Annotated in this window: 12 protein-coding genes; 3 read left to right on the plus strand and 9 right to left on the minus strand. The window is 47.8% G+C overall.

Features of this window, described 5'->3' with window-relative positions:
- Positions 1-109: 109 nt before the first annotated feature.
- The 5 genes from gap to glk form a co-directional block, all read right to left on the minus strand.
- Positions 110-1114, minus strand: a complete 1005-nt coding sequence (gene gap, locus PRUB_RS08440; protein WP_010385360.1) for a type I glyceraldehyde-3-phosphate dehydrogenase — start codon at positions 1112-1114, stop codon at positions 110-112.
- 17 nt (positions 1115-1131) lie between these two features.
- A complete protein-coding gene (locus PRUB_RS08445; RefSeq protein WP_010385361.1) occupies positions 1132-1752 on the minus strand; it encodes a bifunctional 4-hydroxy-2-oxoglutarate aldolase/2-dehydro-3-deoxy-phosphogluconate aldolase in 621 nt (206 codons plus the stop codon).
- A 23-nt stretch (positions 1753-1775) separates the two neighbouring features.
- Positions 1776-3629 carry a phosphogluconate dehydratase gene (gene edd, locus PRUB_RS08450; RefSeq protein ID WP_010385362.1) on the minus strand — a complete coding sequence of 618 codons (1854 nt, stop codon included), beginning with the start codon at positions 3627-3629 and terminating at the stop codon, positions 1776-1778.
- 260 nt (positions 3630-3889) lie between these two features.
- Complete coding sequence (locus tag PRUB_RS08455; RefSeq protein ID WP_010385363.1) at positions 3890-4903, minus strand: LacI family DNA-binding transcriptional regulator; 1014 nt, start codon at positions 4901-4903, stop codon at positions 3890-3892.
- A gap of 14 nt (positions 4904-4917) precedes the next feature.
- Complete coding sequence (gene glk / locus PRUB_RS08460) at positions 4918-5934, minus strand: glucokinase (RefSeq protein WP_010385364.1); 1017 nt, start codon at positions 5932-5934, stop codon at positions 4918-4920.
- A 389-nt stretch (positions 5935-6323) separates the two neighbouring features.
- Here glk and PRUB_RS08465 point away from each other — a divergent pair, with 389 nt between their 5' ends.
- On the plus strand, positions 6324-7346 hold the full coding sequence (locus PRUB_RS08465) for a LacI family DNA-binding transcriptional regulator (RefSeq protein ID WP_010385366.1): 1023 nt from the start codon (positions 6324-6326) through the stop codon (positions 7344-7346).
- A gap of 6 nt (positions 7347-7352) precedes the next feature.
- Here the strand turns inward: PRUB_RS08465 and PRUB_RS08470 are convergent, their stop codons facing one another.
- The 3 genes from PRUB_RS08470 to PRUB_RS08480 all read right to left on the minus strand — a co-directional run bounded on the left by PRUB_RS08470 (position 7353) and on the right by PRUB_RS08480 (position 10677).
- The gene (locus tag PRUB_RS08470) at positions 7353-8846 is read right to left on the minus strand and encodes a methyl-accepting chemotaxis protein (protein WP_081694337.1); all 1494 of its coding nucleotides are present in this window, start codon (positions 8844-8846) and stop codon (positions 7353-7355) included.
- 72 nt (positions 8847-8918) lie between these two features.
- Positions 8919-9659: an MCP four helix bundle domain-containing protein gene (locus PRUB_RS08475; RefSeq protein ID WP_052026441.1), complete on the minus strand. Its 741-nt coding sequence runs from the start codon at positions 9657-9659 to the stop codon at positions 8919-8921.
- 94 nt (positions 9660-9753) lie between these two features.
- On the minus strand, positions 9754-10677 hold the full coding sequence (locus PRUB_RS08480) for an ABC transporter substrate-binding protein (protein WP_010385367.1): 924 nt from the start codon (positions 10675-10677) through the stop codon (positions 9754-9756).
- Positions 10678-10876: 199 nt separating this feature from the next.
- On the opposite strand from PRUB_RS08480, the gene PRUB_RS08485 reads away from it, so the two are divergent.
- The gene (locus PRUB_RS08485) at positions 10877-11068 is read left to right on the plus strand and encodes a hypothetical protein (protein ID WP_010385368.1); all 192 of its coding nucleotides are present in this window, start codon (positions 10877-10879) and stop codon (positions 11066-11068) included.
- A 23-nt stretch (positions 11069-11091) separates the two neighbouring features.
- Here PRUB_RS08485 and msrA read toward each other — a convergent pair whose 3' ends face one another.
- On the minus strand, positions 11092-12363 hold the full coding sequence (gene msrA / locus PRUB_RS08490) for a peptide-methionine (S)-S-oxide reductase MsrA (protein WP_081694339.1): 1272 nt from the start codon (positions 12361-12363) through the stop codon (positions 11092-11094).
- Positions 12364-12587: 224 nt separating this feature from the next.
- On the opposite strand from msrA, the gene PRUB_RS08495 reads away from it, so the two are divergent.
- Positions 12588-14102 (plus strand): leucyl aminopeptidase, encoded by a 1515-nt coding sequence (locus tag PRUB_RS08495; protein ID WP_010385370.1) that lies wholly within the window; start codon positions 12588-12590, stop codon positions 14100-14102.
- Positions 14103-14184: the final 82 nt, after the last annotated feature.

Consider the following 14184-nt stretch of genomic DNA (forward strand, 5'->3'; position numbering starts at 1 on the left):
GTTAAAAAAGGTAAACACACGGCTTTGATTAAAAAAGCACGTACAAAAAAGCCCCACATGGTGTGGGGCTAAAATGACGCAAGAAATTAATTGCTGTTAAGCGTACTACTTAAAGGAACGCAGCCAATGCTTTTGCCTGGTCAAGCATACGATTTGAGAAGCCCCACTCGTTGTCATACCAGGCCATCACTTTAACCAGTTTTCCATCCACTTTCGTCTGCGTCGCATCAAAGACAGAAGAAGCCGGGTTATGATTGAAGTCCACAGATACCAGCGGCAAAGTGTTATACTCTAGGATGCCTGCCATTGCACCTTCTGCAGCTCCCTGAAGGATCTCATTAACTTCCGCAGCGGATGTTTCACGTTTAGCGATAAAGGTCAGATCAACCACAGAGACATTAACGGTAGGCACACGTACTGCCATGCCATCCAGTTTACCCGCCAGCTCAGGTAGCACCAGACCGACCGCTTTAGCGGCACCAGTTTTAGTCGGGATCATAGACTGTGTGGCGCTACGCGCACGGTACAGATCTTTGTGATATACATCACACAGGTTCTGGTCATTGGTATAAGCATGAATGGTGGTCATGCTGCCCTGCTCAATACCTATGGTATCGTTCAGTGCTTTTGCAACTGGCGCCAGGCAGTTAGTTGTACAAGACGCGTTTGAAATAATGGTGCTGTCTGCATTTAGTACATCACTGTTCACACCGTGGACAACCGTAGCATCCATATCCGTACCAGGCGCAGACACGATGACTTTCTTAGCGCCCGCAGTGATATGCTTGCCCGCTGTTTCACGTGAGGTAAACAAACCGGTACATTCAAGCACGATGTCAACATTCAGATCACGCCACGGTAACTGCTCAGGGTCACGTTCCTGGGTCAGCGTGATCTTATCTTCGCCAACGATCAGCGTGTTGTCTTTCAATTCAACAGGGAAGTTAAAGCGTCCATGTACAGAGTCAAACTGAGTCAGGTGTGCGTTAGTCTGTGCAGGTGCCAAATCATTGATCGCAACAATCTTGATTTGGTCATTTTGACCTGATTCGTAAAGTGCTCTCAGTACATTTCGACCGATACGGCCATAGCCATTAATTGCAATATTAATCATAACCCTATTCCCCTAAATTAGTTTACTTCACTTGCTTGTCGAGCAAGCGCTTCGATGGCTTGCCAGTCTTTGTTTGCGATAAGTGTTTTATCGAGCATCCAGGTCCCACCAACACAAATTACATTGCTTAGTGCCAGGTAGTTGGGTGCTGTTGCTAAGCTGATCCCACCTGTTGGGCAAAACGTCACCTGAGGTAATGGACCACCGATTGATTTCAGCATTGCCGTGCCACCTGCGGCTTCTGCCGGGAAAAACTTAAGAAACTTAAAGCCCTGCGCTGCCAGTTCCATCGCTTCGCTAGGTGTCGCCGCACCAGGCAGAAATGGAATATCAGATTCTTTTGCCAGCGCCAGCAATTCTGAGCTGACACCCGGGCTCACCATAAAGTCGGCGCCAGCCTCAACAGAAGCGTCAAACGAGGCTTTGTCGACCACAGTTCCTGTCCCGACATAGGCCTCTGGTACCGCTTCTTTCATCGCCTTTACTGCTTGTGCAGCAACTGGCGTACGCAATGTCACCTCCAACGCGCGAAGACCACCGCGGTATAATGCCTGTGCTAATGGCACTGCATCTTCTAAATCATCAATGACAATAACGGGTACTACCGGTGCCGCTGATAAAATCTCTTTAATGCTCATAATGTCCTCATTCCCAGTTGCTATTATTCTTCTATGCCGAATGCACTCGCACCTAAGTCGGCGCTGCTGACAATATTTCTAAAGCCGCTAAATAACTCACGACCCGTACCAAAAGTTGGACCAACTTCCGTTAGTTCAATCTCACGCTGTGCAAGCTCTTCGTCGCTCACATGCAGTAACAGCTCACCTTTCGGTGCATCTAATGTGATCAGATCGCCTTCTCGTACTTTCGCAATCGGGCCACCTTCAACGGCTTCCGGAGCCAGGTGGATAGCCGCAGGTACCTTGCCTGACGCGCCTGACATGCGGCCGTCTGTCACGATGGCAACCTTGAAGCCTTCATCCTGCAAGCTCGCCATGACTGGCGTTAATTTATGTAATTCAGGCATCCCTTTTGCCTTAGGGCCTTGCTCTTTGATAACCGCAATAAAGTCCTGATTGAGCTCGCCTCGTGTGTAAGCTTCTTGCAGTGCGGCTTGCGAACTAAATACTTTGGCAGGCGCCGATACCACCTGATGTTGCTCTGCAACGGCCGACACTTTTATCACTGATTTACCCAGGTTGCCACTCAGTAGCTGCAAGCCACCTTGATTGTTGAATGGGTTAGAAACAGGTCTGAGTACATCTTCATCCAGAGAATCTGCCGGGCAATCAATCCACTTCACTTTTGAAGGACCCTTGCTGTCCGTCATGATGAGTGAAGGATCCACATCCAATACTGGTTCTTTGGTGTATGCATCCAGGCCTTCGCCGACGATGGTTTTTACGTCATTATGCAGGTAGCCCGCATCACGCAACTCACGCATCAGGAATCCCATACCGCCAGCCGCCTGAAAGTGATTCACATCCGCCGAGCCATTTGGATAAATGCGCGTCAGTAGAGGCACAACTTCCGATAAATCAGCCATGTCTTTCCAAGTGATGTCAACACCAGCCGCTTTGGCCATCGCAACCAGGTGGATAGCGTGGTTTGTCGATCCCCCCGTTGCTAACAGGCCAACCAATCCGTTAATCACAGTTTTCTCGCTGACCACTTCCGCAAGGCTATTTACTTTGTCATCACCCTGGAGTTGCTTCAGCATGGTTTCTACCGCGCTGGCTGTCAGGCCTTCGCGCAGCTCAGTGTATGGATTGATAAATGAGCTGCCCGGTAAATGCAGACCCATAATTTCCATGAGCATTTGGTTTGAGTTGGCGGTACCGTAGAAAGTACAGGTGCCGGCACTGTGGTAAGACGCGCTTTCCGCTTCCAACAGCTCTTCGCGGCTCACCAGGCCCTGTGCAAACTTCTGTCTGACACGCGCCTTTTCTTTATTTGGAATACCTGATTGCATCGGACCTGCTGGCAGGAAGTAAATGGGAAGATGGCCAAAAGATAATGCGCCAATCAGCAGTCCCGGAACAATCTTGTCGCACACACCCAGACAGAACACACCGTCAAACACATCGTGTGAGAGTGCAACCGCTGTCGACATTGCAATCACATCACGTGAGAATAAAGACAACTCCATGCCATCACGACCTTGCGTTACACCGTCACACATTGCTGGTACGCCACCCGCAACCTGTGCAGTTGCATCGTATTTTTCTGCAATCGCTTTGATTTGATCCGGATATTCTTTGTAAGGCACGTGGGCAGACAACATATCATTGTAAGCATTGATGATGGCCAGGTTTGGCTGCTCATCGGCTTTTAATCTGGCTTTGTCACTGCTCGAACAGGCCGCCATCACGTGTGCCAGGTTACCACAGCCTAGTCCGGCTCTGACTCGAGTTTGTTTTTTTGCTTGTTCGATACGCTCAAGATAGGCATGACGAGATTGCTGACTGCGAGTGATAACGCGTTGAGTGACTTCATGAATTCGAGGATGCAACATAATTCAACTCTCTATTGTTAGAGGAAAAGGCTCAGTACAGCTCTCCCTGTACTGAGCAGCTTTGATTTACCCGTTCAAAGGTACGCTATCAGGTTGTCTCTCACCCCAACCTGACACCGGTGTCACTATATTTACTCACGTTTCTGACACCGGTGTCAACCCTTACATTAAATTTAGTCTAAAATTCACAAATGAACAAATAACAAACAAAAAAGCCCGACCAGTAACGGCCGGGCTTTGGGCAAGTATAAAAATGGGATTTAGTGGTTTTGGGCAGTCGACTCGCGGGTGATTAAACGCGCTTCCAGCACTCGATGATAAACCTCTTCCTGCGGTTCAGAAATCTGCAGTATCAGTTGCTCAACCGCCTGTCGGGTCATCTCTTCAACAGGCTGTGCAATGGTCGTCAAACCCGGCCAGATATGTCTGGCAATAGGTGCATTATCGAACCCAGCAATAGACAAATCCTCCGGCACTCGCAACGCCCGTTGGGTTGCCAGCTTAAGAACAGCCGCTGCCATGTAGTCGTTCGAGGCAAACACCGCTGAGGGACGTGGCATCAGATCGAGTATCGCCTTAGCGCTGTCTGCGCCCGAGTGGTAACTGAAGTTACCCTCAGCCACAAGCCGTTCTTGCAAAGGAATTTTGTGCTGTTCGAGCGCCCGCTTATAGCCGTTAAATCGGTTTTCAGTGGCACTGTGATCCGGGTGTCCTTTGATAAATGCAATGTCTGTGTGCCCAAGCGCAATAAGGTGTTCGGTGAGTTCATACGCGCCCTGCTCGTCATTACTACACACAGAGATAGAGTCATCATCCTGGATCGCTGAGGCCACTAGCGCATAATTGACTTGCTTCTGCTTAAGAAACTCTATCAATTCCTTTGAATCAGAAAATGGCGGCGTCAGGACCAACCCGTCCAGACGAGACGTCGTCAGCAATTGATCTATGTTATCAATTAACGCCTCCCCCCTGAGTTCACATGGGTGGATCAACAAGTTGTAATTGTGTTTATGACACGCTTCTAACGCACCGCTTTGTACTCGAGTAATATAACTTTTACTCGGGTTATCATACAGACAGCCAATAATGAAGCTCTTATTACGTGCCAATCCCCGAGCTATCGGATTTGGCCGGTAGTCCAGCTCTTTAAACACCTTAAGTACTTTCTCACGGGTTGCCGGGCTGACATTGGGTTCATTATTCAATACTCGAGAAACGGTCTTTTTCGAGACTCCCGCATACTGTGCGACACTGTTAATGGTCACTTTCTTCATTACACTTATCCTGACTATCTGGTGCCCGCACGCTCATGTAAACACGCTGCGGCACCAATCAAAGGAATATTTTCCTGCACAACTAAGGTGACTGGGATCTGGCCTGCGTACTGACTCATAGGCCCTTTAGTTACAAAACGCTCAACAAACTCACTTGATTTGAGTCGCTCTGCCATTCGCGGCAATATCCCGCCACCAATAAATACGCCTCCAAGCGCACCAAACGTTAAGGACAGATCGCCAGCGACGCTGCCAATCCAATCACAAAAATGATTCAACGTCGCATCGCAGATCTCACACTCAGATGCGCGCTCGCTGATCTGTGCAGCACTCAACCTTTCTGCTGTATGGCCTTTCACTTTGGCCATGGCTTGATACAAGTGTGCCAATCCACGCCCTGAAAACACCTCTTCAACAGAGACATGTGCAATCTCCTGTTTCAGAGCTGCCAACAATTGTTGGTCTAATTCGGTTACTGCAGCAAGGCTGATGTGACCAGCCTCACAACTCATCACAGCACTACCATTAATGTCTCTGGCCAGACAGGCGGCACCAAAGCCTGTGCCTGGTCCCATAACCGCGATATTGGCGCCAGCCTGTGCCTGACCCGATTTAATTTCTATATTTTGTTTTGGGTCCAAATAAGGCGCAGCGTAAGCAAACGCGGCAAAGTCATTGATCACGGCCAATTCATTAAAACCGAACTGCTGTTTAATATCCTGACTGTTAAACTGCCAACCGAGATTCGTCAGATAAACCTGCTGGGCCTTAACCGGACCCGCAACGGCTAAACACGCGCGTGTTGGTTTGGCTATTGGGAGTTCGTTGAGGTAACGGCTAATGGCAGTTTCAAAAGAGGGAAATTCGGCGCTGGGATATGTAGACTGATGGCTAATAACAAACTGATTGGTGCTCGAATCGTAATGGGTTACGACGGCAAAGCGGGCATTGGTACCGCCAATATCCGCGACGACAATTGGCTCAAAGGCCTGTCCTGTGTCATTCGAGCTATGAGGTGTTGTCTGGCTCATGTTGTTTTTCTCTTTTATCTGGGTGCACTGAGTGCACAACTTCCAAGGTAACTGGCTTGGGTGATGATGCCAAGATTCAGCTAGATAACTTTGCACGTTCAGCTGAAAAAAAGGCTGTCCCCGAAAGGACAGCTAAATACGTTTTGACAACAAAATGATAAAACAGTGACATTATGACACCGGTGTCAGATGGAGGCAATAAAAATTTTGTTCAGATCGGTGCTGCGTATGCCAACTGCGTGTTTTCACGCCAATTCTATTTGTCGTACATATCAGTGTGACAAAACCACCCGCCAAATATGTTACCAAAACAGTAACACAGATATTAAGCTTGCAAATTTTATTCATTTGCTGACAATAATCAGGTTATCACTCAGAACCAATGCACTATGAAACCAAAAGGTAAAGCCACCTCTTTTGATATCGCCCATTTTGCGGGTGTTTCTCAGTCTACTGTCTCGCGTGCGCTGAGAAACAGCCCGCTGGTCAATGAAGAAACACGTCGCCGTGTCTGGGAAGTCGCAAAGGAGCTTAACTATAAAGTCGACAAAAATGCCAGTAACCTGCGCACTCAGCAAAGCAGCACACTGGCCCTGTTGCTGTTTGAAGACCCAACCGGGGACGAATCACAGATCAACCCGTTTTTTCTTAATATGCTGGGCAGCATTACCCGTGCCTGTGCAAAACAAGGCTATGATCTGCTGGTATCCTTTCAGTCCACCAGTCAGGATTGGCGGGCTGACTATGAAGATAGTCACCGTGCGGACGGTATCATTCTGCTTGGATATGGTGACTACATGGACTACCAGTCTCGCCTTCAGCAATTGCTCACTCAGGATACCAAATTTGTTTGCTGGGGAGCGACAGTCGATGGGCGTGAGGATTTGACGGTCAGCTGTGATAACTATGGTGGCGGTAAACTGGCAGCGGAACATCTGTTGCGGCAAAATCGCACTCAGTATGCTTTTGTCGGTGACGCATCCGAACACAGCCCTGAATTTTTCGCGCGCTTTAAAGGGTTCAGAGATACGCTGATAGCCAATGACTGCATATTATCAGAGCGCCAAATCGCCAATGCGATTTCAACAGAGGAGTCAGGTTATCATGCAACTCGCTCTTTATTGGCTAACAATATTCAATTTGACGCGTTATTTGCAGCCAGCGATCTCATAGCAATTGGGGCGCTCAAAGCACTCAAAGAGGCAGGCAAAGAAGTACCCGATGATGTTGCCGTTATTGGCTTCGATAATATCGCTGCCGCCAGCTTTATCTCACCGGCCCTGACAACCGTACAACAGAATACAACGCTGGCCGGTCAGATGCTGGTCAATAACCTGCTCTCTTTAATTAAAGGAGAAACCGTCACAGATACCCTGTTACCGCCAAAGCTGATTGTGCGGAGATCTGCTTAATAACCTTTATTCCAAATGGAATTTGCTGATCTGCTGCTTAAGTAATAACGCATCCTCATCGGCAGCACTTGCCATGGCATTGACTTCAGTGAGGATGGCACAGTTTGCCTGCGCCAAAGTTGTGATGTCTGATATTTGCAGGGTGACGTCTTTAGCCACTGCGCTTTGCTCAGTGGCAGCCGTGGCCATTTGCTCATTGAACGCCTCAATTTTACAAATTTGGTCGTTAATCTGCTGCAAAGAGTCACGCGTACAATCCGTCGATGACAAATTATTTTCCGTTAACGCGTGTGCCTCATGAATTGCTGACATCGCACTCGCTGCGCCACTTTGAAGACTCTGTATCATACGATTAATTTCCTCAGTCGATTGCTGTGTACGCTGTGCCAGAGATCGAACCTCATCCGCCACGACAGAAAACCCCCTCCCCTGCTCACCCGCCCGGGCTGCTTCTATTGCGGCATTCAGGGCCAGCAAATTAGTTTGCTCTGCAATTGTCTGAATTACCTCAAGTACCTGACTAATGTTATTTGACTGTTCCTGTAAACTAGACATCTGCTGCATAGTCAGCTCCATCGCCTGCTCCAAACTTCGGGACGACTGCATGTTCTTGTCTACATTACTCTTACCTTGCTGCGACGCACTAACCGCATCATGGCTGGCCTCGCTGGTATATTGCGCATTTTTAGCCACATCCTCAGAGGTTGCGGCCATTTGTTCCATCGCTGCTGCTATGTGTACAGTTAGATCCGTTTGATTATCGCTCTTGTTTATCAACTCAGTGAAGTTTGATTGAAGTTGTGCCATTTGATTGGACAATGTTTCTGCATTGGCATTAACTTGATTTAGAGTATCTGAAAAGGTTTCAAACATGGAATTTAACGCACGCTCTACCTGACCCAGTTCATCCTGATTATCTGATTCGTCAAATCTTAGGGTTAAGTCCAAAGAAGTCGCAACCTGATTAATGAAACGACTCATTTTTTGTATTGGCGTAGCTATAACATTGCCCATCGCCCATGCAATAATCAATGCAATAATGATCAACACGACCGTAATAACTATGGCTATGGTTGTGATCTGCTTAGTAATTCCGGCGACATCCGCAAAAGCTTCGGATTGGTCCAGCTCGCTCATTAATGCCCAGGTTTTGCCGTTAATTTCAACATATGTATAGGCTGATGCCACCGCTACATTGCGATAGTCCTGAATAATGGCAAATCCGGATTGTCCAGACAATGCCGCTTCTACTGCCTGCGTTCGAACCGTCTGTAATCCGACAGAAGTATCGAACCTGTCTATCGCGGCGATGACTGTCGGGTCGACCCTGGCTTGTTCCAATACCTGTAAATAACTCGCTTTATCTTCCAGTAAAAAACGGCTCATGCTACGCATTTTAAAGTCACTTCCTACCAGATAGGTTTCACCCGATTCTCCCAGTCCTCTAGCCCGCCAATTCTGCTGGTAAGTGAGGATGTCATTAAGCCGGTCGATTGGCATTTGAAAAACCAATACGGCCAAGGTTTTATTTTCTCTGACAATAGGTGTTGCGATAAACGACGCAGCCGCATTCTAAGACGGTGAGTAAGGTTCAAAATCAGCAAAGGTCACTTCCCCCTCTGGCAATGTTCTGGCAGCTCTGAAAACAGAGCCAAGTCCGCTTTGTGCGTATGGACCACGCAGCAAAGATGTTGCGTAATCCAGCTCCTTAAATACGGAATAAACCACATGGCCGCTTTGTGCATCCACAATAAAAATATCGTAGTAACCAAACTGAGCTAAAAAAGCATTAAAAAAGGCGTGGTGAAGACGATGCGCATTGTCATACTCACTGCCATCATGCAAGCTGCTCAGGGCATTCTTGCTGCCCAAAGGGTGCTTATTTTGTGCAATATATTTGTCCTGCCAGTATCTGGCTGGGGCGTCCAATGCCGCCAACAGGCTCCGAGTATTGGTCGAAGTACCATTTCTTCGTTCAAATATCTGCCCGAACTCTTCGCGATAATAGCGTTCAAGCGCTCGTTCATTTGGGGTTTCCCCTATTTGCTTGAAGGCACTGGTGAAACGTACTGCAGCATCACGGGTTGCCTCACTTTGGGCCAAAGTCAGTAACTGAGCATTGATAAAATCAAAATACGCCGTTAGCTGTTCTTTTTTTGCGTCCCTAAGTCCAACTAACCGGTGTTGGATCTGCATAGTTAGTGTGCTGGCTACATCTTTTTGCGTGATGATACCCACGCTAATGGACAATATAATGAGTGCAACAGATACCAGAGCTGAGACGCTTACAATGAGTTTTAACTTGATGCTCATGGCACCTCCAGCGTCATCCTGACTTATAATCCGACAGGTTTTATAAGTTTAGACGAATACCTGTAATGTTGTGCTTTTTATTCAACATCGTAGGTTAACGGCAGCTGGCAAACCATTTGCGCCATTGTGCCTGATTGTTTTCCAGCCAGTGCTTGGCAACCAAGCTTGGGGTGAAATTCTCCAGATTTACCATAGCAGCAAGCTGCTCAAGCGTTGCGCCGGTCATATTGAACTGACGCAACCCCTCAGCCAGGCAAGGGTGTTGTTCAACAAATAACGTGCTGGCCACTTTTTTTAGCCAGCCAGATTTGGGGTTGCCGCAGTCAAACAAAAACTTGGGGTTCACGCCCCAACCCGGCTCAGTTTCACATCGCTCGTCAAAATCGGGAAACTCGACAAACTCACCGGGATACACGGCACCCACCCAGTTAGGCGTCCAGTTAAACATGAGAATGGGCTGTTTAATTTTGTGTGCAATGGCCAGCTTTTTCCATAAGGCCTCACCGCTGTCGACTTGTTCCACAACAAATGGCAGCTTCAGTGCCCTGATCCTGGCTCTGTCTGGCTTTTCCCATGGCCCTGCAATATACACTCCTTTACCCTGAGAACCGGGACGGGCAAATACCTCCGCACACAGGATCAGTGCCTCCCAATGGGGAAGCCCGGGACAATGTTGCTTGACATACAGTGGATACCACCAATCCTCACGGGTTTTAAGCGCATAATCCCCCAGGTCGACTATGACCTGGCTTTGCATCAGCTGCGCATATTTATCCGCCATGGTGCCTTCCCACACTTCAACCTGTACGTCTGCCATACCGGCTTTGAGCAAGAACCATTGGCCATCTGTTTTGGCTTCGATAAACTCAGTCTGATAACCCAACTCTACAAAAATATCTGCCACAATATGGGACAGAACCTGTTGGCTGGTCCAGTCATTGTAGAGGATCTGCACGGGCTGCGCGGCCCTCAGCGACAACGACCATGCCAGAATCAAAACATAAAGCAAACGACGCATAGTAAGACCGAAGCCAAAATACAGATTTCTTCAGTATAGTAATAAATCGTTGTACCGTACCTCCTCATCACATGCCTTTTTTGTGACACAATTATTTACAAAGATACATAAAAACAATTTTACAATATTGTTACAACTGTACTAACGTGAATACTGTTCAATAAATGAACACCACGCATTTTTTAAAAGGAATATCAAAATGAAACTCAATTTAAACAAAAAAAGCATCAAAAGACTCAGTACAGACAAAGCACTGGCAATGCAGGCGACACCAGAGGTGGCAGGAGGTCGTCCAAAGAGCTATTTCAATAACTGTGCACCTACCGAAAACCGCTTTTGCTGGGAAGAGTCTATCAACAATTGCCCGCTGTCTCAGGCTATCGGGTGCTAGTCCTTTAGCTCAGACCAAGTTACTCAGTCAGTTGAAGCGTGATTTGCCTGATAATCTTGTCTTGATTTAAACTCTAATACGGTCGCATTGATGCAGTAGCGATCGCTTCCGCCGGGTCCTTCCTTAGCAAACACATGACCCAGATGGATTCCGGAAGAACTGGACCGGATCTCAACGCGTTGCATACCATGGCTATTGTCCTCATGATAAGTGACACTGTCTGCGACCGGGTGCTTAAATGATAACCAGCCAGTGCCCGAATTAAACCTGTCTTTCGTATCAAATAAGGCTTGCCCGCTGAGTTTATCGACAAAGACCCCATCCCCTGTTTTCTTGAACAAGTCGTATTGCTTACAAAACGGTCTGTCTGTGCCCTGCTCAAACGCGGTTTTAAAAGCATCACTGTCACCCAGTTTAAATGCCCCTAGCGCCTGATAGAATTCCTTACGGTTCATATAGCCCTGAAACCCAGCAACTTCTTTACCATTTTCAAGAAATAAGATAGTAGGTGTCGCCCAGGTCGCAGACATGATACTTAGCCCCTGCAACTGACTGGCACGGCGATAATGTAAAGGAATACTGCCTTGATAGTCGTTCACGACTTGTTGCTTAAACTTGTCACAATACGGGCAGTAAGGGGCATCAATCACAACCACGTGCTTGCCCGATAACAAAGCCTCATTATCAACTTGCTGCTCTGCTACATCGAGAAAAGTGACACCCGTACTGTGATCCGGGCAATACCCATTGGGATTTTTTACCAGATAATTCTGATGATATTCTTCTGCCCGAACGAAAGCTGCGAGCGGTTTAAGTTCGGTCTGGATTTGGCCATAACCCGCTTTCGTCAACAATGCCTGATACTGCCCAGTTAACGAAATAGCCTGTTCTTTTTGCGCTTCATCGGTATACAGTATAATCGAGCGATACTGTGTACCAATGTCGTTGCCCTGACGGTTTTTCTGAGTCGGGTCATGACTTTCAAAATAAGCTTTCAGCAATGATGCGGTCGAGAGTCGACTGGCATTGTAAGTGACCCGCACTACTTCAGCGTAATTGTTAGGATCAAAACGCCTGCTGGGTGCCGTAATAGCCTTGTAAGTTGCTTTAAATCCACGGCCATCAGCGTAGCCGGATTCAGCATCTATCACGCCGGGCAAAGCCTCATAGCGTTTTTCTGCTCCCCAAAAACACCCTGACCCCAACACCAGGGTTTTGATATGTGAACTGGCTTGTTCAGGCGTTGTGCTATTGACAGTGACTTCATCAGCGTTCACCAGACAAGCGGCACTCATCAGCGTCAATCCCAGAATTAATCGTTTATTCACTCCGGTATCCTTTAAATAAATATCTGTTGTTTACTGAGACCGCGAAACCCTGACTGCACTTTCACTATCAGGGAAAAAACCTACCAGCCCGCACTTTAACTAGGATTCTGTGTCATTCAACGACATTTAATTAATTAATCTGATCGTTTAAGGTAAAACAAAACCCAAATTAGTTATTGAGGGTTTAATCAATGTCATTATCTACTCGTCTTTGCGCACTCAGCGTCGCACTTTTCGGCTCAGCATCGGCTTTGGCCGCGGACATCCAATTCACCAATAAACTGAACGAAAAAACCGATGCGCTGGTTGTGTTTCAGGACAGCGAGCAAAGCAATGCATTTAAATTTCTTGACAGAGATACCCGTAAACAGCTTACCAAAGCACTTGAAACAGACAAATTTACAGGTGACTACGGTAAGGTTGTAGAAGTATTGGCGCCTGTGGACTCCAAACACAAGCGCATTCTTGTCGTTGGTCTTGGTGAGCGCGATGAGCTGGATAGCGCCAAAATGGCCAAGCTTGGTGGAAACCTGCATGCCAAACTTGAGAAAAAAGAAGCCGGCACCGTCAGTGTGGCATTCAAAGGCATTAATGGTCAGCTAAGTAACCATGCACTTGCTGCACAATATGCACATGGCGCAAATCTGCGCGACCACACTTTCGAGCTATACAAAAAAGAACCAAACACACACAGCATGACCTATAGCCTGAGTGTCGATGACCAGCGTCAGACCCAGGCCGAGTACACCACTTTAAGCTATATCGAGCAAGGTGTGTTTCTGGCGCGTGATCTGACCTCAGAAGTCCCGACTGAAATGACACCAGTTGACTTTGTTAATGCCGCAAAGCAACTTGAGCAATACGGTGTAGAAATCAAAGTTCTGGAGCCTGAAGAAATAAAATCTCTGGGAATGAATGCCCTTGAAGCAGTTGGTCGCGGAAGTAAGCAAGGTTCGCGTCTTATTGTTGCACACTATAAAGGGAACAATGACACGCCTGTCGCATTAGTTGGTAAAGGGATCACATTTGATTCAGGTGGCTACAGCATCAAAACAGGTAAATCTATCGCCCGCATGAAGTCGGATATGGCTGGCGCTGCTGCAGTGCTAGGTACAGTGAAAGCCATGGCACTGGCTAAAGCGGATGTGAACGTGGTTGCCGTGATGGGTATGGCCGCGAACATGGTCTCTGAAAACTCATATGCACCTGGTGACGTGCTACGCACAGCAGAAGGTCTGAGTGTGGAAATCCTCAACACCGATGCGGAAGGCCGCTTGGTATTGAGTGATGCTATGTGGTATGCCCGCACCTACTACAAACCGGAGGTCATGATTGACCTGGCGACGCTGACAGGCTCAAAAATCCGTGCTGTCGGTAACCGCTACGCTGCCGTGTTCTCAGATGACGACCAGTTAGTCACAGAATTTACGGTTGCAGGCAAAGCCGTAAATGAGCCGCTATGGCGATTACCGCTGGGCTACAAAGATATGTTGAAATCCGATATCGCCGACCTTGCCAATATTGGTTCTGGCGGCCCGGGTGCAACCACCGCGGCCTCATTCCTGCAGCACTTTGCCGGTGACACGCGCTGGTTACATATTGATATTGCCGGAAACGCACTGACTACCAAAGGTAAAGGTGAAGTATCTCCGGGTGGCACCGGGTTTGGTGTACGCCTGTTGAGTGAATGGTTGTTAAGCAACTAACTCAATCCCAACCGAAGAGAGCCATGCAACCCTTGCATGGCTTTTTTTTAGCCGTGGTCAGCTCTCAGACTGACAACGCTGG

Origin of the sequence: Pseudoalteromonas rubra, from assembly GCF_000238295.3 — a bacterium.
Classification (GTDB): domain Bacteria; phylum Pseudomonadota; class Gammaproteobacteria; order Enterobacterales; family Alteromonadaceae; genus Pseudoalteromonas; species Pseudoalteromonas rubra.

Excerpts from the sequence above, each read along its gene's own strand:
- PRUB_RS08480 (WP_010385367.1), bottom strand. The coding sequence starts at position 10,677 with ATGCGTCGTTTGCTTTATGTTTTGATTCTGGCATGGTCGTTGTCGCTG.
- PRUB_RS08465 (WP_010385366.1), top strand. The coding sequence starts at position 6,324 with ATGAAACCAAAAGGTAAAGCCACCTCTTTTGATATCGCCCATTTTGCG.
- PRUB_RS08495 (WP_010385370.1), top strand. The coding sequence starts at position 12,588 with ATGTCATTATCTACTCGTCTTTGCGCACTCAGCGTCGCACTTTTCGGC.
- gap (WP_010385360.1), bottom strand. The coding sequence starts at position 1,114 with ATGATTAATATTGCAATTAATGGCTATGGCCGTATCGGTCGAAATGTA.
- PRUB_RS08470 (WP_081694337.1), bottom strand. The coding sequence starts at position 8,846 with ATGCCAATCGACCGGCTTAATGACATCCTCACTTACCAGCAGAATTGG.
- glk (WP_010385364.1), bottom strand. The coding sequence starts at position 5,934 with ATGAGCCAGACAACACCTCATAGCTCGAATGACACAGGACAGGCCTTT.
- PRUB_RS08485 (WP_010385368.1), top strand. The coding sequence starts at position 10,877 with ATGAAACTCAATTTAAACAAAAAAAGCATCAAAAGACTCAGTACAGAC.
- PRUB_RS08475 (WP_052026441.1), bottom strand. The coding sequence starts at position 9,659 with ATGAGCATCAAGTTAAAACTCATTGTAAGCGTCTCAGCTCTGGTATCT.
- PRUB_RS08455 (WP_010385363.1), bottom strand. The coding sequence starts at position 4,903 with ATGAAGAAAGTGACCATTAACAGTGTCGCACAGTATGCGGGAGTCTCG.
- msrA (WP_081694339.1), bottom strand. The coding sequence starts at position 12,363 with ATGAGTGCCGCTTGTCTGGTGAACGCTGATGAAGTCACTGTCAATAGC.
- PRUB_RS08445 (WP_010385361.1), bottom strand. The coding sequence starts at position 1,752 with ATGAGCATTAAAGAGATTTTATCAGCGGCACCGGTAGTACCCGTTATT.
- edd (WP_010385362.1), bottom strand. The coding sequence starts at position 3,629 with ATGTTGCATCCTCGAATTCATGAAGTCACTCAACGCGTTATCACTCGC.